Annotated in this window: 26 protein-coding genes; 12 read left to right on the forward strand and 14 right to left on the reverse strand. The window is 43.9% G+C overall.

Features of this window, described 5'->3' with window-relative positions; translation table 11 throughout:
- Positions 1-240: 240 nt before the first annotated feature.
- Positions 241-1,824 (forward strand): hypothetical protein, encoded by a 1,584-nt coding sequence (locus MD535_RS12805; protein ID WP_265675416.1) that lies wholly within the window; start codon positions 241-243, stop codon positions 1,822-1,824.
- 240 nt (positions 1,825-2,064) lie between these two features.
- Entirely contained in the window at positions 2,065-3,279 is a 1,215-nt protein-coding gene (locus MD535_RS12810; protein WP_265675417.1) for a phosphoribosyltransferase family protein, read from the forward strand.
- 94 nt (positions 3,280-3,373) lie between these two features.
- Here MD535_RS12810 and MD535_RS12815 read toward each other — a convergent pair whose 3' ends face one another.
- Positions 3,374-3,802, reverse strand: a complete 429-nt coding sequence (locus MD535_RS12815) for a MarR family winged helix-turn-helix transcriptional regulator (RefSeq protein ID WP_265675418.1) — start codon at positions 3,800-3,802, stop codon at positions 3,374-3,376.
- A 2-nt stretch (positions 3,803-3,804) separates the two neighbouring features.
- The gene (locus tag MD535_RS12820) at positions 3,805-4,440 is read right to left on the reverse strand and encodes a cytochrome b/b6 domain-containing protein (RefSeq protein ID WP_265675517.1); all 636 of its coding nucleotides are present in this window, start codon (positions 4,438-4,440) and stop codon (positions 3,805-3,807) included.
- Positions 4,441-4,552: 112 nt separating this feature from the next.
- Here MD535_RS12820 and MD535_RS12825 point away from each other — a divergent pair, with 112 nt between their 5' ends.
- Together MD535_RS12825 and MD535_RS12830 are read left to right on the forward strand one after the other, a co-directional pair.
- On the forward strand, positions 4,553-5,065 hold the full coding sequence (locus tag MD535_RS12825; RefSeq protein ID WP_265675419.1) for a c-type cytochrome: 513 nt from the start codon (positions 4,553-4,555) through the stop codon (positions 5,063-5,065).
- Positions 5,066-5,109: 44 nt separating this feature from the next.
- On the forward strand, positions 5,110-5,784 hold the full coding sequence (locus tag MD535_RS12830; RefSeq protein ID WP_265675420.1) for a hypothetical protein: 675 nt from the start codon (positions 5,110-5,112) through the stop codon (positions 5,782-5,784).
- 159 nt (positions 5,785-5,943) lie between these two features.
- Here the strand turns inward: MD535_RS12830 and MD535_RS12835 are convergent, their stop codons facing one another.
- Positions 5,944-7,047: a carcinine hydrolase/isopenicillin-N N-acyltransferase family protein gene (locus tag MD535_RS12835; protein WP_265675421.1), complete on the reverse strand. Its 1,104-nt coding sequence runs from the start codon at positions 7,045-7,047 to the stop codon at positions 5,944-5,946.
- A 129-nt stretch (positions 7,048-7,176) separates the two neighbouring features.
- Between MD535_RS12835 and MD535_RS12840 the strand changes: the two genes are divergently transcribed.
- From MD535_RS12840 to MD535_RS12850, 3 genes are all read left to right on the forward strand, one after another.
- Positions 7,177-7,599, forward strand: a complete 423-nt coding sequence (locus MD535_RS12840) for a helix-turn-helix domain-containing protein (RefSeq protein WP_265675422.1) — start codon at positions 7,177-7,179, stop codon at positions 7,597-7,599.
- 339 nt (positions 7,600-7,938) lie between these two features.
- Positions 7,939-9,675 carry an S-type pyocin domain-containing protein gene (locus MD535_RS12845; protein WP_265675423.1) on the forward strand — a complete coding sequence of 579 codons (1,737 nt, stop codon included), beginning with the start codon at positions 7,939-7,941 and terminating at the stop codon, positions 9,673-9,675.
- A complete protein-coding gene (locus MD535_RS12850; RefSeq protein ID WP_265675424.1) occupies positions 9,672-10,076 on the forward strand; it encodes a hypothetical protein in 405 nt (134 codons plus the stop codon). The genes MD535_RS12845 and MD535_RS12850 overlap by 4 nt, the downstream gene beginning before the upstream one ends.
- A gap of 648 nt (positions 10,077-10,724) precedes the next feature.
- On the opposite strand, the gene MD535_RS12855 is transcribed toward MD535_RS12850, so the two are convergent.
- From MD535_RS12855 to MD535_RS12885, 7 genes are all read right to left on the reverse strand, one after another.
- Positions 10,725-11,162: a hypothetical protein gene (locus tag MD535_RS12855; RefSeq protein ID WP_265675425.1), complete on the reverse strand. Its 438-nt coding sequence runs from the start codon at positions 11,160-11,162 to the stop codon at positions 10,725-10,727.
- 175 nt (positions 11,163-11,337) lie between these two features.
- Positions 11,338-12,219 carry an L-ribulose-5-phosphate 3-epimerase gene (locus tag MD535_RS12860; protein WP_265675426.1) on the reverse strand — a complete coding sequence of 294 codons (882 nt, stop codon included), beginning with the start codon at positions 12,217-12,219 and terminating at the stop codon, positions 11,338-11,340.
- Positions 12,220-12,230: 11 nt separating this feature from the next.
- Complete coding sequence (locus tag MD535_RS12865; protein ID WP_265675427.1) at positions 12,231-12,878, reverse strand: 3-keto-L-gulonate-6-phosphate decarboxylase UlaD; 648 nt, start codon at positions 12,876-12,878, stop codon at positions 12,231-12,233.
- Between the two features lie 5 nt (positions 12,879-12,883).
- Positions 12,884-13,753: a pyridoxal phosphatase gene (locus MD535_RS12870; RefSeq protein WP_265675428.1), complete on the reverse strand. Its 870-nt coding sequence runs from the start codon at positions 13,751-13,753 to the stop codon at positions 12,884-12,886.
- A gap of 20 nt (positions 13,754-13,773) precedes the next feature.
- Positions 13,774-14,472 (reverse strand): L-ribulose-5-phosphate 4-epimerase, encoded by a 699-nt coding sequence (locus MD535_RS12875; protein ID WP_265675429.1) that lies wholly within the window; start codon positions 14,470-14,472, stop codon positions 13,774-13,776.
- 9 nt (positions 14,473-14,481) lie between these two features.
- Positions 14,482-14,943, reverse strand: coding sequence for a PTS sugar transporter subunit IIA (locus tag MD535_RS12880; protein WP_265675430.1), 462 nt, complete (start codon positions 14,941-14,943; stop codon positions 14,482-14,484).
- A 116-nt stretch (positions 14,944-15,059) separates the two neighbouring features.
- A complete protein-coding gene (locus MD535_RS12885; protein WP_265675431.1) occupies positions 15,060-16,850 on the reverse strand; it encodes a PTS ascorbate-specific subunit IIBC in 1,791 nt (596 codons plus the stop codon).
- Between the two features lie 340 nt (positions 16,851-17,190).
- Here MD535_RS12885 and ulaR point away from each other — a divergent pair, with 340 nt between their 5' ends.
- The 4 genes from ulaR to MD535_RS12905 all read left to right on the forward strand — a co-directional run bounded on the left by ulaR (position 17,191) and on the right by MD535_RS12905 (position 20,288).
- Positions 17,191-17,946 (forward strand): HTH-type transcriptional regulator UlaR, encoded by a 756-nt coding sequence (gene ulaR, locus MD535_RS12890; protein ID WP_265675432.1) that lies wholly within the window; start codon positions 17,191-17,193, stop codon positions 17,944-17,946.
- Between the two features lie 137 nt (positions 17,947-18,083).
- Positions 18,084-19,151, forward strand: a complete 1,068-nt coding sequence (ulaG, locus tag MD535_RS12895; protein ID WP_265675433.1) for an L-ascorbate 6-phosphate lactonase — start codon at positions 18,084-18,086, stop codon at positions 19,149-19,151.
- An 86-nt stretch (positions 19,152-19,237) separates the two neighbouring features.
- A complete protein-coding gene (locus MD535_RS12900) occupies positions 19,238-19,483 on the forward strand; it encodes a hypothetical protein (RefSeq protein WP_265675434.1) in 246 nt (81 codons plus the stop codon).
- Positions 19,473-20,288: a Cof-type HAD-IIB family hydrolase gene (locus MD535_RS12905; RefSeq protein ID WP_265675435.1), complete on the forward strand. Its 816-nt coding sequence runs from the start codon at positions 19,473-19,475 to the stop codon at positions 20,286-20,288. The genes MD535_RS12900 and MD535_RS12905 overlap by 11 nt, the downstream gene beginning before the upstream one ends.
- Before the next feature lie 91 nt (positions 20,289-20,379).
- On the opposite strand, the gene yghU is transcribed toward MD535_RS12905, so the two are convergent.
- Entirely contained in the window at positions 20,380-21,240 is an 861-nt protein-coding gene (gene yghU, locus MD535_RS12910; protein WP_265675436.1) for a glutathione-dependent disulfide-bond oxidoreductase, read from the reverse strand.
- 261 nt (positions 21,241-21,501) lie between these two features.
- Positions 21,502-22,179, reverse strand: coding sequence for a glutathione S-transferase family protein (locus MD535_RS12915; RefSeq protein WP_265675437.1), 678 nt, complete (start codon positions 22,177-22,179; stop codon positions 21,502-21,504).
- Positions 22,180-22,638: 459 nt separating this feature from the next.
- On the opposite strand from MD535_RS12915, the gene MD535_RS12920 reads away from it, so the two are divergent.
- Positions 22,639-23,016 carry a hypothetical protein gene (locus tag MD535_RS12920; protein WP_265675438.1) on the forward strand — a complete coding sequence of 126 codons (378 nt, stop codon included), beginning with the start codon at positions 22,639-22,641 and terminating at the stop codon, positions 23,014-23,016.
- Positions 23,017-23,146: 130 nt separating this feature from the next.
- Here MD535_RS12920 and MD535_RS12925 read toward each other — a convergent pair whose 3' ends face one another.
- Positions 23,147-24,061: an ROK family protein gene (locus tag MD535_RS12925; RefSeq protein WP_265675439.1), complete on the reverse strand. Its 915-nt coding sequence runs from the start codon at positions 24,059-24,061 to the stop codon at positions 23,147-23,149.
- Positions 24,062-24,102: 41 nt separating this feature from the next.
- Positions 24,103-25,134, reverse strand: a complete 1,032-nt coding sequence (locus MD535_RS12930) for a LacI family DNA-binding transcriptional regulator (protein ID WP_265675440.1) — start codon at positions 25,132-25,134, stop codon at positions 24,103-24,105.
- Positions 25,135-25,150 lie beyond the last annotated feature (16 nt).

The raw sequence follows: 25,150 nt of genomic DNA on the forward strand, positions 1-25,150 counted from the left end.
CTTCGAGAAGTGACTAAAGGGCCATATATGGTCTCCTCGCTGAGTGCAGGGCATTGGTGACCAGTTTAAAGTAGGACTAAAAAGGCGGATACTGAACATAAAAGTGTTAGCTATGTAGTGTTTTTTAACTATAAATAAGCGAAAACAACATACGCCTACTAGCCTAATGGGTCACATGGAATGTTAAGTAGGAATCAGGTCTTGTTCGTCAAATAGGATGAGTAATGACTGATATGGAAGATGAAAAAGATAAAATTATTGGTTACTTTTGCCTGTCTCTTTTGGGTTGTAGGTAGTATAAGCGGCTGTAGTAAAGCAGCGCCAACACCAGAATGGAAACTATTTAAAGGTGACTATCAATGGCAGCTATTTATGCCAATTTCGGCCGTGCCTTTGCAGAATACATCGACACCAACCAAATCGCTTTATAAGGCTTACGACCAAGAAATAAAACGCTGGGTTGATAATACACTCTATAGCTATTTCGAGTATAAAAGTCGTTTTAATGACTGTCAGTTTACCGAATATAAGACTTGGAACTTATGTGATGCCTCCTATCAAAAATCAATTTATTTTGGCTACGGTTATGACCGCCTAGTTTCTGTGCTCAATGATTACTACGTTAATGGGGTTCACCAAGCAAGTTATACTTCGTTGTTAGAGTATAACGGAAAGAAAAGGTGGCATGATACTACAGTGATTTTGGGACCTAGAGTTCATGGCGCTAGGATAACGAGAATCTCAGAGTTCAATCAGGATTGTACAGTAAAAATTGGAATGACAGTTGAAGCAGTAATGAACTGGGAATATGCGTATATCGATAAGAAAAACCAGAAAACCATCTATTATGAGCCAGCTGACGATAGAATAGAATACGAAATTTCACGGAATTATACGGCACATAAAGATATGTTTGCGCCATTGTCAGAAAAGCAGCTCAAAGACTATGTTATACATACGAAAAACAAAAGTAAGAGTATTAATACAAGCGGTTACCGTTATCATGCGATTAAGAATCTCGACATTGTAGCTAAAAGAAATAATCAAAAATATGCACAGTTGTCTTCAACGTACCTGCATAAATTGGATAGCTTATACTCTCAAAATGACCCTGAAATGTACGATGGAGAAAACGTCCTAATTACATTGAATAATTCTGTCGTGGGAGCGACAAATACAGCTTTGGGGATGGTTGCAGAGGTAGGCAGTGCATATGCCGCTAATTCATCGTCATATTCTTCTAGCTCTTCAGGCGGCGCGGGGAAAAGCTTAGATCAAATGATGCAAGAGCAGCGCCTGTTGCTCAACGATGCAGTTCAAAAATCCCAAGTACGATCAACCAAGACAGGTATGCAATCAAATGTGTCCACTTCAGTGGCTTCTACGCACTCTCCATCTAAGAATACGAGTTCGAAAAGTACACCTGTGGTCGTCTCATCTGCATCAAAGTCTACCACTAATAATCATTCGGTAGCGCGTAATAGTAAGAGTTCAGCTAGCACGAAGAGTGTTTCAGCAAAGACTTCTAAGGATACTGGTAAATCGAAAAAAGTAGAGGAAAAGAAACGCCGAGCGTTTGCCGTGCTATGGCGTGACAAGCAAAATGAGAACTGGTTGGTCGATGGTCCTATACAAAAGGGGTTGACTGAGTACGCCTCAGAAAGAGAAGCGTTGGATATTGCCTGCCCAGGGGCGGACACTGAGTTTCGGTATATGGAAACATTCCAAGGTTACCGAGTTTATCAGTGTACGGGCCGTCCTTTAGAGAGTTGGGATAGGGATATTCCACAAATCTATGCTTTGCCGGGTAAGTTCCATCTATAGCGGCTGATGTAACCAGCACTGAATGGTAATGTTACTTTCATCGGAAGAGCCGTCGGTAGCGCTTCCGAAAACACACCGAAAGTAATGAGGCACTCTTAACTGGTTACCCTAACCACAATACCAAGCCATTACTTACAAGCCTTTACCACAAACTCGGATTTCCCGCTGCCGTTTTGCTCGCTTTACCGCTAGAATACCCCCATCACAACCCACTCATTTTCCGAATTAATAAGGAATGCCATGAGCAGCCAAAACACACTATCTAGCGATATAGTGATTGTTAGTAACTCTTCCGATAACCCATTTGCCATCGATGTCGCCTATGCGATGGGGCAGCATGAAGACATTTCAGATGTCATCAGTATGAAACACTTCATGAACACCGAATTTTGCCCGCGCTTTATCTCTGATGAAGACGATATGGACAATATTGGCAACAGTTTAGACGGTAAGACTGTCGTCATCGTCAGTACCGGCAACCTGGTGACCAGTCGTCAAGAGTTGGCGATGCATAACTTTATTATTGCCCGCGCTGCCAAAGAAAATGGTGCCAGTCGTGTAGTGTTGGTGGAGCCTGATCTGTTCTTCTCTGCTCAAGATCGTGGTGCTCGCCCTGGGCTTGGCGACACAGGTGGTGAGCGTTCGGCTTCGGACATTAAGAAATTTGATGGTCAGCCGTTTACCGCACAGCTGTATGCGCAGTTATTAAAGCTGTCTGGCGTTGATGATGTGGTAACGGTACATAACCACTCTGATTCGGTACAGAAGATGTTTGGCGATGTGTTTGGTGGACGTTTCTATAACCTCATTCCTTATCAGATTTACGCGCACTACCTGCTTAACTCTAACATGTTGAACTACGGCCCAGACGGTGAGGGTTTGGTACTTTGTGCGCCAGACAAAGGGGCGCGCGACTTTGTCAAAGAGATGTACAACAGAATTGGTTTGAGCAAAGCCAAATTCATCATGTTGGATAAAGAGCGTACCGCTGAGCGTAAAGTGGAAATCACCCTGCACAAAGAAAGTGAAGACACCTTTGAAGGGCTAGAAAAGTCGAGCATCGTACTGTTTGACGACATGGTACGTACGGGTTCAACCGTGGTGAAATCGTGTCAGTTCCTACAGCAGCTTAAACCTGAGAATATGGTGTTTACGGTTTCACATTTCTACGCCAGTACTGAAGGGCGTGAGCGTATGTCTCACCCAGCACTGGGTGAGATTTTAACACTGAATACCATGCCAACTATCCTTAACCGCGACGAGCAAGGCCGTCTGCGTAAGAAGATGGTGGTGTTAAAAATTGAGAAGTACTTGGCTCAGGAGCTTAGCAAGATCTTAGCGATCCCGCAGCGCTCAGAAGAAGAAAACCCATATAAGATCGATATGTCCTCTAAGAACCCGCGTTTTCAGCGCAAGATTTGGTTCTCTGATCAGCTATCTGAGCTTAAAGGCTAATTGACGCGCCATATTGACGTAACATGATCTCCCATCATATGGGAGGTCATGTCATTAGTATTATCTCAATAATTTAGTTACTAAACCTAAGGTACTAAACCTGAGCCACCATTTTTTGCAGCAGGCCAATGATGGTTTTTTGCTCATCAGGATTGAGGCTGGAAAGCATCTGCTGATTGACTTCAACAGGCAAATGAATCACTTCATTTTTTAGTGCTCGACCTTCAGCCGTGAGAAAGATCCGAAACGAACGGCGGCTTTCTGGATCGGCTTGGCGCTCAACCAGACCGAGTGTTTCAAGTTTATCGAGTGTTCGTGTTGTCGTGGAGCTTTCTACCTTTGAGGTTTGCGCGATTTCTCGCTGCGTCATCCCTTCTTTTTCCCACAAGCACATTAAAGTAGGCCACAGGGCTAGTGTTAACCCTTTTTCTTTTAAGCGTTTATCAAACTCTTTCGACGCGTGATTTGCGACGACATTTAACAGCCAGCCAAAGCTCGTTTGGCGATCGAATTTATGTTCCATGTTTACACCATTGAAATTGCAACTATTGCCATAGTAACTAATGATGACGCGATTAGCACGACTAATGCGCGACGACTACTGACGATGTTAGGTTGTGAGATTAAGTGATGGGCTGCGAACTGTTGGTAGCCAGAAAGCATCGCCCACAGTAAGGGTTTAGCGCGAAGCTTGTAAATTAAGACGGCGCCCACGTGCAATACAATGAGCAGTGGCAGCAGATCCACTAACAGTAAATGTATCTGTTCTGCGCCGACATAAACGATGTCAGGTAGTTCTATTCCTACAGCCTCAAGCCCATCAAACATACCCGCGAGAATCATGCCCGTCACGCATTGTATAAACAGGCTAGCGAGCAGGGTGAATACCATCCAACTCCCCAGTGGGTTATGACCAGGTTGCGAATAGCGTCCTGTCTTCAGATACGTCCACACTTTACGAGGTGAGGCCATAAACTGACGAAACAGACTGGTTTCACTTCCTACTATTCCCCAACTAATTCGCCAAGTGATTAGGGTAAACAGTACCAGCCCTAATTGTAGGTGAGGACCGTTTCCAGAGAAGCCAGTGACCAGTAACCCGATGAACACGATTGCTTGGGTCCAGTGGTAGAGGCGTGTCGCTAAATCCCATACTTTGATTTTCTTCATTTTTTTATCTCATTCGTAAAAACTTTGATTAATTTACACAACAATAGTTGCGCAAGCAACTATTGTTGTGTAAATTAATGTTCAAGCGATGAGGAAAGCTCACATGATGAACAGGAGAATGACGATGACGATAAAGAAATTAAGCTTGAAATCCGTTCAGGCGACACGCGTTGCACCATTTAGCCAATGGTTAATGGCGGCAGTTATAGTCGTAAGCAACGTGACAGTAACGAGTGCCATGGCATCAGAAAATAGTATTGAACAAAGACAAGCTGCGTTTTCAGACATTGAGTCAAACACTAAAGCCGCAGCGAAAATGATAGATGGCGATGAGACGGACTGGGCGGCATTGCTGGTAATGAGTGAACAGCTTGTGGCAAGCGGTGATGTGGTGTCTAACGCGTTTGTGGCTGGAAGCGATGAAGGGGGCAAAGCAAAGTCTGACGTCTGGGAAAAACCGGAAAAATTCGAGCGTTTGATGTTGGAAATGAATGATGGGTATCAAAGCTTGTTGGCTGCTGCTCAACATCAAGATGCAAAAAAAGCGAAACAAGCTATTAAATCTGCAGAGTCGACGTGTCGTAGCTGCCACCGCTCTTACCGTGCTCGTTGGTAAGCGTTTAACCCTTATTAAAACAATAATCTATAGAGAGTAAAGTTATGAAACTATTTAAAAAAATCATCGTAAGCATCGCGACTATTGCCTTGTTTCCAAGCCTTGCTACGGCGCAAGACTTTGGTGTCGAACTAAAGTGGAATACACAAGATATTTACCAAGTGTTGGAAACGATGCCTAAACAAAAGCAAGCGTTTAAGGCGTTTATTGACAGCGGACGAGTCAAAGATATGTTTGTGACAGATAGTAAAATAGGTGAAGAAAATACGCCCTTGTTACGTTTTGTCATGGAAGGTGACAGCGAGGCGGACATCCGTGCTGAACTTGCGCAACTGCCGCTTTATCAAGCGAACCTCGTAAAAATTGGTCGTGTGCAAGCGATGGGCAATAAGTGGTTAGACACCACACCTCAAGATAATCATTATGGCCTAACGTTGACGTGGAAATCGGGGATTGAACCGATGGAAATTGACCGTGTGCTGGGGATTGATTTACAGCGCGTTATCGCCCTTAATCAAGTGGGCACAGTGTCTTCGTCTTACATCCATACTCAGGCGCTAGAAGGCAATGTTGTGCGTCCAGTGTATTTGGTTTCCGTGTTAGCAAAAGATGCTGAGCAAGCGTTAGAAATGAGCAAACAATTTGAAGCCATTCGCCTAGGTTATGCCAGTGTTGACGTTGAACATTTAGGGCGCAAGTTGGATATGACAAAGCTGTAAGTTGTAAGTTTCAAGCTATAAGCTATAAGCTATAAGCTATAAGCTATAAGAGATCAGTGATGGATAGGTAAGAATGGCGATGAAGATAACGCAACATCGCCATTTTTTGCATCAGCATTAACCTATTTCTGTCTCAGGTATGCCTAGTTATTTCAGTGATTAATCTAAACACACTTTTGTATAATCGCTGAATCGAGGATTATCACCCGACACATACGCACAGCCGTTCTTCACATCAAACACCATCGCTTCAACGGTCACAAAATCTTTATCGTTATATTTCGTGAGATTGATTGGACGTTGATTAAACAGATATTGCATCCCTTCAACGCTCAACTCTTGCGAATAATCCAAAAATAGATTGGCGGCATCTTCGCGTGCAAACGTGTCAAAGAACGCCGCATTCATCTCGTATTCGGTTTCTAACTGGCTCATCTGTTGGCGAAAATCTTGGTTATGGTTGGCATGGGCGACACCACGCTCGCCATGTATGACGTTTATGCCGTCAGCACTGATCTCGATAGCGGCGCTTGCGCCTTTGTCATCGACCACCGTGAAGTTTAGCGCCACAATAGTGCTGTAGGGTTTCAGCATATTGATGACATCTTCTACACGCTCTTGTTGCACGGCAGCCGCAAAAATCGCGTCATGAGTCACGAGGTTATCGGCGTCGATGCCACTTTTCCCTGATGGTTCACCAAGGAAGTTAAGAACGATACCGACATGACGTCCCATGCCTTGAAAGTGTGCGCCATCGGCCACCACAAATAGGCTGTCATCAGTTTTTACTAGAGTGGTGTGGTCGGTCAGTGCAGAGAGCGCCAAATCATTGGTTTGTCCAACAATGCCATTATTGAACGCGACCGTGGTACAGCCTGAAATGGTGTCAGCCGTGCCTTTTTTGATGCTTTCATTCACAACCCAATCGGTATTGACGGCGGCAGCAAACAAGGTCGCCACAGACACGCCTTTTAACTTGGCTTGGGCTTCCATCATTTTGGTGTATTCAGGCGCGAGTTTACGGTTATTGCTAATCGCACGTTCAGCGGCTTCGATAACGATTGGGTTTGGTGACAGTCTTTCCATTTCGGATAAGGCTTTCGCCAGTTGTTGATCAGACTGACCAGACATATCAAGTAACAGTGCCCCCGATTGAACCGCTTCCCGTTCTCCAGAAAAATAAGGGAGGTTGTCGCCTGCGGTATTGGCGTAGGCGGTGAAAGATGCACTGGCAATCAGAAGCGATAAAAGTGTTGTTTTCATGCGGGATACCTCAGTTACTGGATGATTTAATGCGATTTACGCGGCATATTCATTGTCTATGGCTTTAAGTTAACGGTTTGGCAGTCTAAAATCTGGACATGTTAATGATAATAATTTGGTATTTTGGACATGGAACTGGATTCAGACGGTTATGAGTTTTTTGGATTTTCGGATCCTGAATTGCGCGGAATGCTCATTGAGCGAATTGAATTTGCCCTCGCTGCGGCAAAATGGAGTCGCGTTGATCTTGCTAAGAAGTCGGGTTTACCTAAAAGCAGTGTTTATGCCAAGCTCAATCGAGAACTTACCAGCGAGCTGACGTTCTCGGACTTGTGTGCGATAGCCAAGGCGTTGGATGTCAGCTTATTACAGTTATTACCAACCACAGAAATGGAACGAAAAGCCGCAGGAAGACCAGTTGCCAAGGGAAGCACGCTCAAGAAATTAGATGATCTCCTAAGCCGTCCAGAAGAAGAGTTCGAACTGGTGTATCAGCTCGACTTGGTGATTCGAAACTACATGGCGCGCCAAGCGAACTCCGATGACCAATAGGGTTTCTTCGGTTGGTTTATTGGTTCGTTACTGCGTCAATGTCAGCGACGCGATGGCGCTACATCGCCACAGGTGACAAGCGGATGTATTCTGCCATTTCCTTTTGGTTAGCGGGCAAGAAGCACATAGCTGGTTAATATGGCTTGAGTTGCTTACGTGGATTAAGCAGAATAGGGGGAAGTTACAGGCAGAGGAAGTCCGATTAATAAGCGTTATATGCTTTTTTTTAAAAATTGAGAGCCCTTCCATTTTAGGTGATTTAACTATCAATTCAGTGAGATAGTCGACTTATTGAAATGATAGAATTAACGTCGTCTTTTATTCTAGGTAAGCACTGCTATGACAATGAAAAATAGTATATTTCCACCTAACTCTATGGCGCATGATTCCCCAAATCGGACTGAACCGTTAGGTATAGAAGATTCTCGTTATCAAGAGGCTACCAAAGACAGTTTCTTTCCTAAATGGTCGATAGCCTACGATGCAGAAGCGAGAAGTGGTTTCGGCGTTACTCCTGCAATATCAGATTCGGCGGTTACTCGTCAAAATGCGATAGCGGCGGAAACGGAAGCAGTCAAAGCTCAAACTGCGAATGCAAATTTAATAGCATCTAACGATGCTATTTCTAGTGAAATTAAAACGATATCTGAATTATTGGGCTCTGATTCTAATAAATTTTTCGCCTCAAGTATTATTCCTGATATTGATAAAAATCAAGCCATTCCATTAAGAGAATACGGTGAAGTCGCGGTGTTAACATCTGGCAAAAGCACTGACTTTAAGAAACGCTTTTCTAAAATGGAACCAGAGCAAGAGTTGAAGATCTTGTCTGGTACTAGCTTAGTGGATATGACGTTAAGTGATTTAGGTGCTTGGAGAATAACTCACAACAGTGAAGAGGTTCTTCCTGCATGGTGTTTATTGTTTTGTGCGTCAGGCATGAAAGCCGAGCATTTGATTAACCGTGAAGGATTTAATCAATTAACAGATGTAAATACAGCGCTTAAACTACGACTTCAAAATGATGAAAGTGGTAAAGAAGATTTAATAGCTTTTCACCGTGACGGTGAAAAGCTTCCTGTTATTCAAGCGGAGTCAAATCCAGAGAATGGAAGTAAAGCTTTTAAAGCAACGCTTCCTAGTGGTGTTGTCATTAACTGGAATGGCATAAGTAAACAAGGCCCATTATTCCATAATGGTACTGAGCGTAGGTTTGGAAGTCTTCGACAGGAAAAAGTCCTTCCAAATGAAGGGAAAACTCAAGACATTGATGGTGTTTCTGAAGATGCCGTTGAAGAAGTCATTATTGCGTTTCCAAAGCAAAAGTTCCTTGAGCCTTTGTATTTAGTTCTTCCTGAATTCAAAGAGGAATCAAAAATAACAATCAACCCTAAAAATATGTACTGGCCTCCGTATAACCCGTTATCAAAAGGTGGAGAAAAAGAGCTTAATATTGAATACACTCAAGATATTGTTAAGTTTGCAGTGCTTGAGCCTGAAGAGTGGACTGTTTTCTTTGACTCTTTCGATAAGTTGAAAGCAGTAAAAAATACTGTTACTGGGCTTTATGATGCAAGGGAAACCGCGAAAGCTCTTGGCGGATTAGGCGTAACAATTCTGGTTAAGAATATTGATGGCGTGGATTATGTTATTCTTAAAAATTATGATAAATGGAGTCAAACGTTACTTCATGGTGGTGTATTTAAAGCTAATAATGCTCAAGTAATAAAGCTAGGTTTAGGTGCTTTGGATTCTGTCAAGGGAATGGCTAGGTTTGTTAAGGTTAGCGCCCCAATGGAGATTTTGGTTGGTTCTGGAATAAATGTACTTCAATTTATAGTTAATGATGAATATACATTGAAAAAGCTAGGTATAGAGCAGGCTAAAATATTAGTTAATATCTTGGCAGCTTCTGGTTTGGCTGTCGGTGCGGTATACTTATTTCCTGTATTGGGTGCGACGGCTTTATACTCTGGTGTCACTTTAGTTATTAGTTCGACAGTGATTTGGACTGTCGATAAGCTAACTGATTTTGAAAGTAAGTTGATTGAAAAAGTTTTGGAGTTATCAGAATGATGTATCGTGTTGTGTGGTTTATTTTTGCTCCTGCAATAACATTATTGTATGGGTGGGTATGTACTAGTTTTCTATTTCCCTTTGTTTTTGATGTGACGAAGGTTTTATACGAACCTATAGGTTACATTAGTGGGATTTTGTTTGCTGGTTTTTTTAGCATTCTGCTTGTATTTGGTTATAGGTTTGTAGAAGTAACTTTTTTAAAGGAAGTAAAACCAACTAATAAACAATTGAAAGTATCATTTGTTACAGGTTTGATTTTTGGTGTTTTTGTTAATTACGCGACTTATTCTTTAATTATTGAGCCTAAAGGGTTAATGGAATGCCCAGCAGAACTTGGATATAAAAACAATTTAATGTCTGAGTATGTAATTGACCTTAAAGAATGCTCGGTTAATTAGTCGATAATCATCAGCCGAATATAACAAATGCATCAACACGATTTGCTACACTCGCGTTGTCAGTTTGCCTTTAGTTTCAGTGATTAAGGCGTTAAAACTCAATTAAGTCTGTATCATAGCAAACGTGTTATGCAGGCGCTGACGGATCCCCTCATAATTTACCCAGCCCAGCATTGTGTATGAGCCTTTGATATTCGAACACTCCCCAGTGGTGTTGAGATTCATTGATTTGATATCGACGATGATTCTAATCTCTCTTCTCTTTCGAGAAGAGGTATTGATAGGACTTGGTGGTGTTTAATGCTGCTGGCTTGGAAGTCAAAATTCCACTTAGCTTGTACTGCAATTATGCCATTCCACCACATCAAGATTTCGGTGAGTAACGTAATAAGAAGCAGGATATCTAACCGCTTAGTACAACGAGTTATATTGTGACGAAGTGCGATCTCATAAGCGGTACTTTTTAGATCACGGGGAATGGATTGGCAGCAGTGATTAAGTGGGCATGCCACTTATTATAAGTTTTTTGCACGGCGTAGTTGACGATTTCTAGCAGCCTATCAACACGTTTAATTGCACGTTTTACTGTGGTGTCGGTATAGAGTTGGCGGCCGAGTTTAGTCAGTGTTAAATCAGAGCCATTAACCACTAGCGATATTGCGAGTTTTTAACTTGAACAAACTTGCAGTAGTTGTTCACAACACCGTCGATGTGTACCACGCCACAGTGAATGTTGTGGCTACGGTTACCCACCACCTGATACTCAACGACGGTGGCGTTATCGGCGACTCTCATCAGCAATACGCCATCCACGACCTTCCACTGTCCAACGAGATTTTTTTCAGTAAATAGGGCTTTCTCGGTCAATGTACCGTTGGGCTTTAATTCGATGTGCGTGCTAGAGCCATCTTCATTAACTTTGACCCAAGACTGTAGATTGACCTCAAAGCTCATGATTTTTTTACGGTTGTTTATCCACTGAGTGAACTCATCTTCCAGTCTTTTAGGGAGATCAGGTACGCCGTTTACCTCAAGCATGACGCCATGTTTTTCACGCCAAAATAGTTGAAAATAAAGTGAATTCATACGTAACAGCTCATCGGATAATTTAGGGGCTTCACTCTGAGGCTTTGATATTACGTTGTCAATAGATGACAAAAAGCAGCACCGATAAAAGTGCTGCTTTGGAGGGGCGTTGTGTTACTGCGCTAAATGAAAATAATGCCAATAACGCCTGGTGTTAAAATGCGCGTTCGAACCGTTATTGGTTAAATAACAACGGCAATTGAGCATGGCTGCAGGCTTCATTAAGACGAACCTGTGCTTGCTGAATATTGGTGCGCCATTGGTCATCTTTGGCCCACATCTCTATGACCAGTGGGACCACGCATTGTGTCGCTTTTAGCGTGTCAAAAATGGCATTGAAATCGACGTCACCCTCACCAATAACGAGATCTCGAAACTGACCTTGATAAGTAGGGGTGACCTTGTAGGTGTCTTTTAGGTGGATTTGTACAATATGCGGCACGCTCAAGGCAAGCTCGGTGCAAATGTCATAATTCCAGCCTGAAATGTTCCCCACATCAGGGTAAGCGGTAAAATACGGAGAGTTGACCTCTCTATTCAATATTTCAAACTTACTGAGTGAGTTGAGGTAGTCGGTGTCCATAATCTCTACAGCCAACATCACCCCAGCCCGTTCTGCCATCTTTGCAGCTAACTTCATTCCATCAATAAAGCGTTGGTGCGTCTCTTGGTTAGCCGGTTCATAGTAAACATCGTAACCTGCTAGTTGAATCGTCCGGATGCCCAGTTTGTAGGCCAGTGTGATGGCTTTTTCCATGTGAATCGCGGCTTCTTGGCGAATGGTCGCGTCGGCGGAACCAAATGGAAACTTGCGATGCGCGCTTAAGCACATGGATTGCAACGGCAGAGCGTTGTCTTCACACAACCGCTTTAACTCATAGATGGTCTTATCATCCCAATCCAACCGGCTGCGTCTTTCATCGGACTCGTCCACAGAGATTTCTAGAAAATCAAAGCCTAGGCTTTTGGTTTCTTTGAGTTTCTGTTCCCATGAGAAATGATCGGGCAGTGCCTTTTCATATAACCCCACGCGGTGTCGTTGCAACATCTCAAACATGCAGTCTTCTCCTAGTTCCAGAAACGGTCGATTTGAGTGCGTAGCGCTTCAGCCGTTTCTTTGCCTTTGTCGCCAGCCAGTGCACGGCCTGCGATAAAGGTCTTGGCTTTAATGCCTTCAAATAGGTACAAGTCTTCTGGCACAATGCCGCCGGTAATAGACAGCTCGATACCAAGCTCGGAGAGCTGACGCATTTTCACGAGGTCTTCTTCTGTCCAGCCCACGCCTGCTAATTCTGCATCACGAGAGCGGTGATAGATGGCCTGGCTAATGCCCAGGTCAACCCAAGCTTGTGCGTCTTGCATGGTCCAATTACCGTAGATTTCAATTTGAATTTCACCGTTTAGTTCGTCTGCTACTTTTTTGCATGCACCAATAGTGGCGATGTGCGCGGCCGCAGAGACGGTAATCCAGTCAGCACCAGCTTCGAAGGCCATTTTAGCGAGAATCGCGCCGCCATCCGTGGTTTTCATATCACAGACTAAGATATGGTCTGGGTGGTTAGCTCGCAGTGTTTTGACCGAATTCATGCCTTCAGCAAACGCGAGAATGGTACCGACTTCGATGACGTCAACAAAGCTTTCGACGTTTTTCGCAACCGCGATAGCCGATTCAAGGTCTGTTTGGTCTAGGGCGATCTGGATCATTGGTTTAGTCATCTTACTTATCCTTTAATTTTTTCACGAATGAGACGGGCGAGTCCGTCATGGTTGTTATCAGTGGGGCAGGTGAGTTGAGCGTTGGATTTCACCGTATCGTCGGCGTTTTTCATTGCAACGCCCAGGCCTGCGAATTCAAGCATGGAAATATCGTTATGGTTGTCACCGATGGCAATGACTTGCTCAGCGGTGAACCCCAGTTGTTGGACATAGCGGGCAAGGCGTTCGCCTTTGTTATTGCCTTTCGCAGCAAAATCGATGCGATTAGACCAAGAGCGCTCACCAGTAAAGTGTTGTGACACCCAAGGGTTGTCAGCAAGACGTTGAACCGAACTGACGTCACCTTCGACGACAAACTTCCATACATAGTCGGTTTGTTCGGCGAGCTCGTTAAACGAGTCTATAGTTCGGATTTGCGGTTGTTGCCCTTGCGGATATTGTCTTGCCCATGATTCCAGTTGCTGCATGTATTGAATGGGCGTGTTGCTGCTATAGGTCATGGCATCGGTGACATACATGACGAGCTTCATTTGAAAGTCATTCGCCAATTGGATGAACCGCAACGCGTTTTTTTTGTTGATCGCGTTGTGCTCAAGTACTTGTTTTGTCTGGTAGTCGTACACGTAGGTGCCATTACAGCAGATGATCGGCGTGGTTAAGCCGAGTTCATCGTAGTAGGGTTTTGCCGCAGTATGATGACGACCCGTTACGATGACGACATGACAGACTTTCTGTGCATCTTGAATCGCCTGTTTAACCTCAGGCTGAATGGTATGGTCATCGGTCAACACGGTCCCGTCTAAATCAAGCGCAAGTACTTGATAGTTAGTTTCGGCTTGAGACTCGGTTTGAGATACCGTTTCTATTTGAGACATCGAACCTCCCAACGCTATGGCTAGTTTTGACCGTAGTAAGCATTTTCACCATGCTTTCTTAGGTAATGTTTATCAGACAGCTCAGGTTGAATTTTGATGCCGCTGTTGAGTGAACGTGTCGCTAATGCCATCGCGGAAATCTCTTCGAGAACCACCGCATTATGCACAGCGTCTGACGCGTCTTTTCCCCAAGAGAAAGGGGCGTGCCCTGCGACAATCACGCTTGGAATCGACATCGCTTGAATACGACGTTGTTGAAACTCTTCAACGATAACAAGCCCGGTATTTTTCTCGTATTCTCCGGCTATTTCTCGGCTAGATAGCTTGCGAGTACAAGGTATGTCGCCATAGAAGTAGTCGGCGTGTGTGGTGCCTAATGCTGGAATATCAATGCCAGCTTGCGCCCAAATGGTCGCGCTTCTTGAATGCGTGTGAACCACGCCGCCAATCTGAGGAAACGCATGATAAAGCTCGATATGCGTCGCGGTATCGCTCGACGGGTTTAGTGTGCCTTCAAGACGATTCCCTTCTAAATCAACGACCACAATGTCATCAACGGACATATCTTCGTATTCTACGCCAGAGGGTTTTATGGCAATGACGCCTAACTCGCGGTCAATCTCGGAAACATTTCCCCAAGTAAAAGTGACTAAGCCATATTTTGGCAGCTGAAGGTTAGCGGTCAGTACTCTCTGTTTTAGTGCTTGATATTGCGACATAAGGACTCCTTACTCTGCGGCCGCTAATGCAGCATCAATTAATTGCGCGACATCATTTGGGGTTTTACAGGCACGAAGTTTGGAAAAATCCTCATCAAATTCGATAAGGTTGGCAACTTGCATGGTGCCTTCGATGTGCTCCTCAGAGTCTTTACCTGCGAGAGTGATAAGTACGTCAACAGGATCGTCAACACCATCAAAGATGACCGGAGTGTCTAAGACAGTTAAAGCAAAACCCGTTTTTATTACGCCGTCTTCAGGGCGGCAGTGGGGAAGAGCAAAGGCATCATGAATGCAAATGTAAGGACCTTCGTCTTTAATGGCGGTAATGATGGCGTCGTAGTAGCGGGTTTCAGCAACGCCCGCGTTGACTAATGCGTCGGTGCCAAGCTTGATTGCAGCTTGCCAATCTGTTGCTTTGGCATTGAGTAAAATAGCGTTGTTCTGAAGAAGAGATTCTTTTAAGTTCATTGCTTGCCTCACATAGATATTTTATTTTTATGGACTCGGAGAACAGGTCTCCGAGTCGTATTTTTAGTTATAGATAGTAATGTAAATTATGTTTTCATTAAGCGATGCGTCGTCGCTTACTTATGGAAGTTGTTTTCAATAATTGAAACCAGCTCGTCACCAAATGTTTTCACCATGATCATATTCTTCACGGCTAACTGCTGTTTACCTTCTGGTAGACCCGTAATCTTTTCTGCCAAAGCAACAGAGGTGACGATGATGTCAAATGAACCCAAGTGTGATTTGTAGTCGGTAATCGCGCTGTTAAAGGTCGAGCTCGGGATGCCTCTCTTGTCCAAGTACTCTTTAATTTTCTTAGAGCACATCATTGATGAGCCTTGACCTGAGCCGCAGCACACGAGGACACGAACGGGTTTTTGTGTCGTACTACCGCTGGCTTGTGGAGCGTCGGCAGTGGCGGTAGATTGAACTGGCGCAGCGACCTCAATTTCAATGCCTTCAGGTGTCACAGCCGTGACGGTTTCCATCGCATCTTCTTCCGCTCGTAGTGTTTTAGAGGCGAAGTACATGTACACACCAGACAGCGCGACGATAACGAAGAAGAACAAGCTAGAGCTAGAGATACCTTGCATGATAGGCGGGAAGATTAATGCCCAGTCAGCCATGCCCATCCAGCCGTTAAACTCAGTACCAGATTGAGCGAAGATATGGATGGCCCAAGCAGAGCCGACGACTTCGATAATCCCCATCACGAAACAGATCTTCATGACCGCTTTCCAGCCACCAAAGTGGTTAGCAAAGACGCCAATGGTCGCGTTGGAGAAGAACATTGGGATAAAGCCTGGGATAATCATGATTGGTGCGTCAAACGCGAGCATAGCAAGCACAGCGGTAAACTGACCTACCGCACCCCACATGAAACCAAACACCATCGCATTCGGCGAGTAGGCATAAATAGCCGCACAGTCAATGGCGAGAACCGCGTTTGGAATAAGGCGTTGTGAAATACCGTTGAAGGCTTCGGACAGTTCGGCTACGAACATACGTACGCCAGTGACGATAACTTGAATCGCCACCGCGAATTTCAAGCCAGTTTCAAAGATATAGATAAACCAGTGCGTTTTTCCTGCCATGTCTTGAAGATTATCAAGGCCAAAAGAAAGCAGAATAATACCGAAGAACGCAGTCATGACTAAGGTTGTTGCAGCGATACTATCGTGGAAAATGTGTAGCCATTTTGGCAGTTTTACATGGTCAACGCTGTCGTTTTTATCACCGAGTTTCGGCGCGACTTTGGTGGCAATCCATGAGGCAAACTGTTGCTGGTGACCAATAGAGAAACCAGCGCCGCCCGTGACTTCTTGGGTCGGCTTAAACATGATGTTAGACGAGATACCCCAGTACAATGCCATCAGGATTGCTGAGTAAATGATCGTTTCCCACATGCTTGCGCCAAGCACAAAATAGAATACCGCAATCAGACCCGCTTGCTGGAACATGATGTGTCCCGTCAGCATGATGGTGCGAATGCCTGTATAGCGGCGGAAGGCGACTAAGAGAATATTCAGACCCAGCGCGAGTAGCACCGCGTAGCCTACCCATGAATAGTTGTCACCCATGGTCTCCATCGTTGCCATCATGGAGGTGTACGGGTCAATCACTGAGCCGGTTAGCCCGTGAATTTCACTCATTTTCTCAATGACGGGTTTGAAGCCAGCGACCAGTGTGCCCGCACCGACTTGTACAATCATGAAGCCAACGATGGTTTTGATTGAACCGGAAATAATGGTTGTCGCGTCTCGTTTTAAAAGAATGTACCCAAGACAAGTAACGAGACCGAGTAGCAGGGGTGCCTTGGTCATTACTTGACTGTAAAAAATATAGAAGATGTCGTATAAGAACTCCATATCTTTACCCTTATATAATTTGTAGTTTTAATGATGTGTAGGATGTAGTGCTATCTTGTTTTTGCTCACGAGATAAACTTTAACAATCACAAGTAATCATTCAATGCGTACTTGTGATTATTTTGATTTATATCAATTATTGACTGAGTGAATGCATTCAAATGGGCTTCCGATCACGTTAAAACAAATAAGTCTATTAAAAACAAAGGGTTGTGAAATATTGTGATTCATGCCCTATTTTTATAAGCTGCAGGTTTGACAATCAGACAGGTGATTATTAGAATCATAACAAATCACAAGTAATCACAAAGTTGTCATGACAACTCAGAGAGTGATAGATATGAATGAAGTCCAAAGACACAACAGCATCTTGTCGTTGTTAGAAGATAAACAAACTATCAACGTCGCGAACATTATTGATAGTTTTAATGTTTCTCCGGCAACGGCAAGGCGCGATATCGCCAAACTGGATGAGCTAGGTAAGCTGAGAAAGGTGCGAAATGGCGCAGAACGCGTTGAGAGTAAGAAGAGAAAGTGGTCACCACTTAACATCAACAGCACTGAATTTTATGAAGAAAAGTCAGCTATTGCGCAAGCCGCGGCTGATCTTTGCCAGTCGGGTGACAGCGTTGTCATCAACTGTGGTTCCACGGCTTTCCTTTTGGGTCAGCAACTGTGTGGTAGTGATGTGCAGATTGTTACTAACTACTTTCCACTCGCCAGTTACTTAATTAATGAAGATCACGATGATGTCATCATCATTGGTGGTCAATATAACAAAGCCCAAAACATCTTTTTAAACCCTGCGCCTAACTCATTGGGGGGGTATGCGGGAAACTGGATGTTTACGTCAGGTAAAGGTTTGACGGATGTGGGTTTGTACAAGGCTGATATGTTAACAGCAGTCGCCGAACAACAAATGTTAGAGCAAATCGATAAACTAGTCGTTGTTGTGGATAGCTCTAAGATTGGCCAACGAACCGGCATGTTATTTTGCGAAAGTAAACATATTGATATTGTTATTACAGGAAAAGATGCAAACGCTGAGGTGGTAAAATCCATTGAGGCTCAAGGAACCAAAGTTATATTAGTTTAATATTTAGTTAAATAACTTCTGGGATTAATCCCGAATCGAAAATAATAAATTTAAGCTTAGCGCCTTATCAATAAAATAAGGCGCGCGGCTCCCTACATCCTAAACAAAATTAAAATTGTGAAATAGAAGGTATTATCATGAGCAATGTAAATGAAATCACTCGCGAATCTTGGATCCTCAATACATTTCCAGAGTGGGGCACATGGTTAAATGAAGAAATTGAGCAAACCGAAGTTCAACCGAATACGTTCTCAATGTGGTGGCTTGGCTGTACCGGTATTTGGTTGAAGTCTGAAGGCGGTGCGAACCTATCCATGGACTTTTGGTGTGGTACAGGTAAGAAAACCCAAGCGGTTCAAAAAATGAAGAACCAACACCAAATGATGCGTATGGGGGGTGTTGAAGCATTACAACCTAACCTACGTACCGCGATTTTCCCACTTGACCCATTTGCGATTAAAGAAATTGATGCGGTGATGGCATCTCATGACCACGGCGATCACATTGACATCAATGTTGCTGCGGCGGTTCTACAAAACTGTGGTGACCATGTGAAATTTATTGGTCCTAAAGCCTGTGTCGATCTTTGGATGAAATGGGGTGTGCCAGAAGATCGTTGTGTGGTGGCTAAAGTGGGCGACGAGATCACGATTAAAGATGTGACGATTAAAGTGCTAGATGCCTTTGACCGTACGGCGCTTGTGACACTGCCAGAAGGCACATCATCTACGGATAAAGATATTTTAGATGGCATGGATGATCGCGCCGTTAACTACTTGGTAGAAACAACAGGTGGGTCAGTGTATCACTCAGGTGATTCTCACTACTCAAACTACTACGCTAAGCACGGTAATGACCATAAGATTGATGTCGCGTTGTTATCATTTGGTGAGAACCCACGTGGCGTGACGGATAAAATGACGTCTTCTGATATCTTACGTGCTGCAGAATCGCTAGATTGTGAAGTAGTGGTGCCATTCCATCATGATATTTGGGCAAACTTCCAAAATGACCCACGTGAAATTGAAATGCTGTGGAACATGAAGAAAGAGCGTCTTCAATATGGTTTCGCACCGTTCTTTTGGCAAGTAGGGGGCAGATACACGTACCCTACAGACAAAGGACGTATGCATTACCAACATTTCCGTGGTTTTGCCGATGTCTTTAAGAACGACCCTGAACTGCCATACCGAGCCTTCCTATAATGGCAAAAGGGACGATTTATCGTCCCTTTTTTTATGAAGAAAATAACAGATAATATTTATGTTGCTACCATGGATGAAATACCGATATGTTGCTGAAAGAATTTAGAACCCATTTTGAACGTGGTGATATTGAAGGTGCTATCGCAGTTAAATCGAATCAAAGTGACCATTATTATTTACTAGTGGTCAGTAAAAAATGGGGAGTGAATAGTTTTTTAGAAACTGGAAAGACGTTAAAACCAAGAATATTTAAAACAATTAAGGCGCTATTAAATACCGCCCAAAGTATTGGTATCTCTCCTCACTATGTTGAGATTGAATATGGACTATAAACTTATTGCCATTGATATGGATGGCACATTGCTCAATGCCAGTGGCGAGATTATGCCCGTAGTGCGAGAGGCGTTATTTTCGCTACGTCAGCGCTACCAGATTGTTCTTGCTACGGGTCGCCATCATACGACAGTGTTACCGTACTATAAGCAACTTGCGCTTGATACTCCGATTATCTGCTGCAACGGTTCTTACTTATATTATCCAGATAGTGAGCAATACCGCTATCAGAGCCCTATATCTGAAGCGAATGTGCAGTTTTTCTTGGATCAGTGCCACTCTTTGGATCTTATCGCCTATGTGGATGACCGAATTATTCTTAAGCACACGCATCCGGCGAACTACATCAGTAAGCTAGAACAGTGGGCATTAACGCAACCAGCCTCTATTCGACCGAAAATTGAACGAGTTGACGACCTTGCTTCAGAGTTGTTGGGATCAACACACGTGTGGACCTTTGTTACAGAAGGTGACTCAAAAGCCATCGACGCTCTGATTGCTCTCGATCACTTGCAACGTGCATTTTGCTACGAACATTCGTGGTTTAACCGTATTGGCTTCAATAACCTTGGTAATAGTAAAGGGCGGCTACTTACTCGATATCTGGAGGAAATGGCGATCCCGACGAGCCAGGTTATGGCTATTGGCGATAATGATAATGACGTGTCTATGATTGATGTTGCCGGCGTAGGCGTAGCGTTAAGTAATGCGACGCCAAAACTTAAAATGCGTGCTAATCACATCACTCTCGGTAGCAATAATGACTCTGGTATGATGGAAGCGTTCGCGTTGCTTACACCATGAGAAGATGCTCATAAGTAAAAGCTTGAAACACAAAAAAGTCGAGGGTATCCAAGTCATTAGGATCCCCTCGCTTTTAAATGTCAGTAAGGCACTACTCTGGCTTTAATGAGAGTACGTGATCAATGTCTTTAGCGCTGTGACGCTCTGGTACTTGCTCCCACTCTTCACCCCACGAGCGGTTTAAGATGCGCCCACGCTGTACCCCCTCTCGAGCTTCTAGCATTTTCGCCCATCGCATGACATGCGTGTAACTTTCAACTTGTAAAAACTCGGCGGCGTCATACAAGTTACCAAGCACGACATTGCCATACCAAGGCCAAATTGCCATATCTGCAATCGTGTATTCTTCACCGGTTACGTAGGTATTGGTAGCAAGTTGTTTGTCTAACACGTCCAACTGGCGTTTTGCTTCCATGGCAAAGCGATTGATGGGGTATTCGAATTTTTCGTCGGCATACGCATAGAAATGCCCGAAACCACCCCCTAAGAAAGGCGCAGAGCCTTGCGCCCAAAATAACCAATTGAAAGTTTGCGTTCGCGCCGTCCCTTCGTTAGGCAGAAAGTGCCCAAATTTTTCGGCAAGGTGCACAAGGATCGAAGCGGATTCAAATACATTAACGCTTTCTTTACCGGAACGGTCGACCAACGCCGGGATTTTTGAGTTAGGGTTTACGCCGACAAAACCCGATGAAAATTGATCGCCCTCACCAATATTAATGAGGTAAGCATCGTATTCCGCTTCTTTGATGCCAAGTGCGAGCAATTCTTCTAGAAGAATGGTGACTTTTTGTCCATTAGGAGTACCGAGTGAATACAGCTGTAATGTGTGGTCACCAACCGGTAGTGCTTTATCATGGGTAGACCCAGACACAGGGCGATTAATGCTGGCCCATTTATTGCCACCTTTTGTGTCGTGAACCCAGATTTTCGGCGGTGTATATTGATTTTCCATACTAACTCCTAAGTTAAATCGGTAAGGGCTAAGCTAAACGCGAAGGCTTAAACTAAAGTACTAGAGGCTCACGTTACTCACTAAGACATTAAACGATGTTTAATTCTAGTTCAGTATTTCAACGTGCATGATCCAAAGCGTTTTATTAATGATAATCATCGCCATAAATTCACCATGAAGGCTGCGCTATGGGTGTGCGAATAAGTCAGCGAACCTCGCTAACTTATTGTTATTTATTCAACATGACGACGAGACGATTGTCTAATCTTTCGCGTAGTTCTGTGGGAACAGAGCACGTTTAGTAACGTCATCTTGTTCGGTTTTGAACTCAATGTCGTTGCCAACATCGCGAGCTACTTGCACGGCTGGACGCTGGCTAATGGCATCAAACCAACGCTTCAAGTTGGGGTAAGGGGTAAGCGCCTCTTCTCCCAGCACAACCGCAGCTTTGTCAACCCAACCCCACGCGGCGATATCGGCAATACTGTAGGTTTGCCCAACAAGGTAGTCTCGGCCTTTTAAGTGTGTGTCGAGTACCTCGTAGTGACGTTGTGCTTCGCGCAAGTATCGATTGATCGCATACGGGATCTTTTCAGGCGATGCGTGTCGAAAGTGAACCGATTGACCCGAGAATGGACCCAGCCCAGAGGCAATAAACATTAACCAAGACAGCATCTCACCACGATCTTCAGGCTTTCCTGCTAGCAGTCCTGTTTTTTCGGAAAGGTAGAGTAAAATTGCATTGGAATCAAATACTCTTACACCGCCGTCTTCAATCGCTGGTGCTTTACCATTCGGGTTGATCGCTCGATATTTAGGGCTGTGCTGCTCACCTTTATAGGTATCAACAGGAACGAGCTCATAAGGCAGACCCGTTTCAGCGAGATACAGTGCGACTTTCATTGGGTTCGGTGTCTTGTGAAAGTAAAACTTTAGCATGTCATTTTCCTTTGAGTTAAGTCTATTGGGATGCATCACTAGACCTTTCCTTCTTGTGATAAGCCACACTATAGAATCATTTGAACGATCGTTCAAATAAATATTGAACGAATGTTCAAACTAGTTTCAATTAGTGAAGTTCGTAACCAGATATTGGCGTATAGATTGATCGACGGTTAACACACCTTTGCGGTTTAAGATGCGTTAACGTTATGGAATTTATGAATCTTGCGGATATAAGAGCCGCAATGGCGGAAAGGTTTATACGCGGATTTTGTTGTGTTTTTTGAGCGATAAAAACAGGTCATACAGTAATTCAATGTCGTCTTGCTCTATGGACATCATGGCATCCATTTTATGGAAACTCGCATAGTGCGGTTTTCAAATAATGAAAACAGTACTGCGTATACTGACTCAAATAGCGTGAAGCTAATTGGCATAATCCAGATGAGGCGTGTAATGAAAATAGAGAATTTCCCCTTTCCCCTAGCGAGCGTGGCATTGCTGGCAATCGTCATGCTGTTTTCTCCCGTGAGTCATGCATTATCAAGTCCAGAAGCAAGTGTCGTGATAGGTCAAACCGAGCAATACGCTCGTGTTGTTGCCCGAGGGAAGTTACTTAGTTTGACGAAATGGAAAGTCGAAGTAGATTTTGGGCAAGAGGTAGAAATTGGTATTCGAAATAAAGATCTTCTTCGTGATGAGGCAGGCAATACGGTTGCCTTTAACTCGCCCATTGACGCGGTGAATTTTTTAAACTCGAAAGGTTGGGTACTCGTTTCTGCCAGTTCATCTTCAGACCATTTCTCTGCGATACTAAAGCGAACGGTGCAATAAATAGAAAAGCACACATTGATGTTGATAAGTAGTGGACTTGTTTTTACCGGCCATTGAACCATGGGTAGGAAAGAAAAAAGAGCTGATGAGTACACGAAGCCCCACTAACGATGTGGGGCTGAAGAGTGCTTTAGCTGCTGAGCATAGCCGCGCCGCGGACACCACTTGAATCGCCATAGCGTGCTTTGATCACCAAAGGGAAGTGGTCACGCTTCAAACACAGTTGCGGCAAACGCTCATTGAGAGCTGGATAGAGTTGATCAAAGTTGGATAATCCGCCCCCGAGGACGACAACATCCGGATCGAAGGTGTTAATAAATGGGGCGATGGATAGGGATAACAAGTCGAAGTATCTTTCAACGAATGTGATGACTTCTGGTACTTTGACGTCATAGGCTTCGATAATTTGAAGCGCAGTATGATTCTTACCAGTATAAAACGTGTAAAGGTCTTCAAATCCTGTACCAGAGAGGTATCGGTCTAAACAGCCTTCAGAGCCACATTCACAGGTAAATACCGGTGTTCCTTTGTTAGCATCTGTTATTGCTTGAAAGGCTTTAAAGCTCAGCGGCGTATGACCGAGCTCCATGGAAAGCTGGTTAGCTCCGCTGTAACTTTTTTGGTCTATTGCGAGGCCAGCCCCAAATCCGGTACCTAAGATAAGACCTAATACGTGCTTAGATCGTTCTAATTGGTCGTTTTGTGATTCTGATAGTGCGAAGCAATTTGCGTCATTATCAATAAAGATAGGTCGTTGAAGACGCTTTTCTATAGGCTCTCGGATTTTTAGACCGTCGATAGACGGAATATTTGGGGCAAAAATGGTGTGGTCATCGCTCGACTCTGAACCTGGAATGCCAATTCCGATGTTTCCGATACAGCCAAGCTCTTTATCAGCATGCTCAACAATATCGACGACAGCATCGATAAAGCCATCGTAGCAATTTCTAGGTGTCGCGACTCTTACTTTTAACTGCTCGTTAAATTCAGTATCGTAAGCACGAAGTTCTATTTTTGTGCCGCCAATATCTAATCCATACAACATAAATAATTCCAATCAATAAGCTAAAATTGTTCAATTAATTTTTAAATTAAGGGTTTAACAGAATCTCGTTCAATGAGTTTTACTGCCGTAGATATTCTTGAACCTGCACTGTCTGGGTCATTGGAGACTTGTAGTAGAGTATTTAACGTGATGGTACACAGGTTATTTAAATCGCTTGCGACAGTGGTGAGAGCGGGGTTATTAAAGCGGCTTGCTTCAACGTTATCAAAGCCGACTATTGAGAACTCTGTCCCTAAATCAACACCAAGCTCTTCTATTGCATCGGTTAAGCTAATCGCGATCATATCGCACATGCACACAACCGCGGTATACCCTGACAGTTCGCCGTTTTTTATGATATCTGGTAGCAGGCGACTCGCAGCGAAGTCGATGTCGGTATAGGTATGTACTGGATCTCTTTTTTCGAAGTTAATCACACTGTTTTCAGTTGCTAAACCACTTTCATGCATGGCTTTTAAATAACCACCTTGGCGGAATCGAGTGGTGTGGTTGATGTTACTGGTAAGCAATTTTATCTTTTGGTGGCCCTGGTCGATAAGAAGTTTCGTTGACAGGTAAGCGCCGAGATAGTAATCGGGAGAAATGCTGGATATTTGACATTTAGAATCGATACCATTAATGATTACCGCAGGTACTTCTAGTTCCCTGACAATATCGAGTACCTCTGGCTTATCAACGCCTAACGAGATAATTGCATTGCAGCCTTTGAGGCGATCTACAAATAAATCTAACGATTTAGATATTCTGACTAAGCGAACCTTTAATCCAAGCTCTTGTGCTTGGTTCTCCAGTATCGAGAAAATATTCCCAAAGAAGCTATGCGAGCCATTCATTTGGTGCTCTATGATAATGGTGATCTCGTCATAATTGACTTGCCACTTTACATTGGCATTTGGCTTTTTGTAGCTGAGTTCATCTAAGGTTGCTTCAACTTTTTGTTTTGTCGCTTCACTTACATATGCACTGTTGTTAATTACCCTAGAAACGGTTGCTTTTGAGACGCCACTCATTGTCGCAATATCATCTAGGGTTATGCCTTCGTTAGCACTCATTGTCTATACCCTTGCT

This window comes from Vibrio qingdaonensis (assembly GCF_026191675.1).
Taxonomy (GTDB): domain Bacteria; phylum Pseudomonadota; class Gammaproteobacteria; order Enterobacterales; family Vibrionaceae; genus Vibrio; species Vibrio qingdaonensis.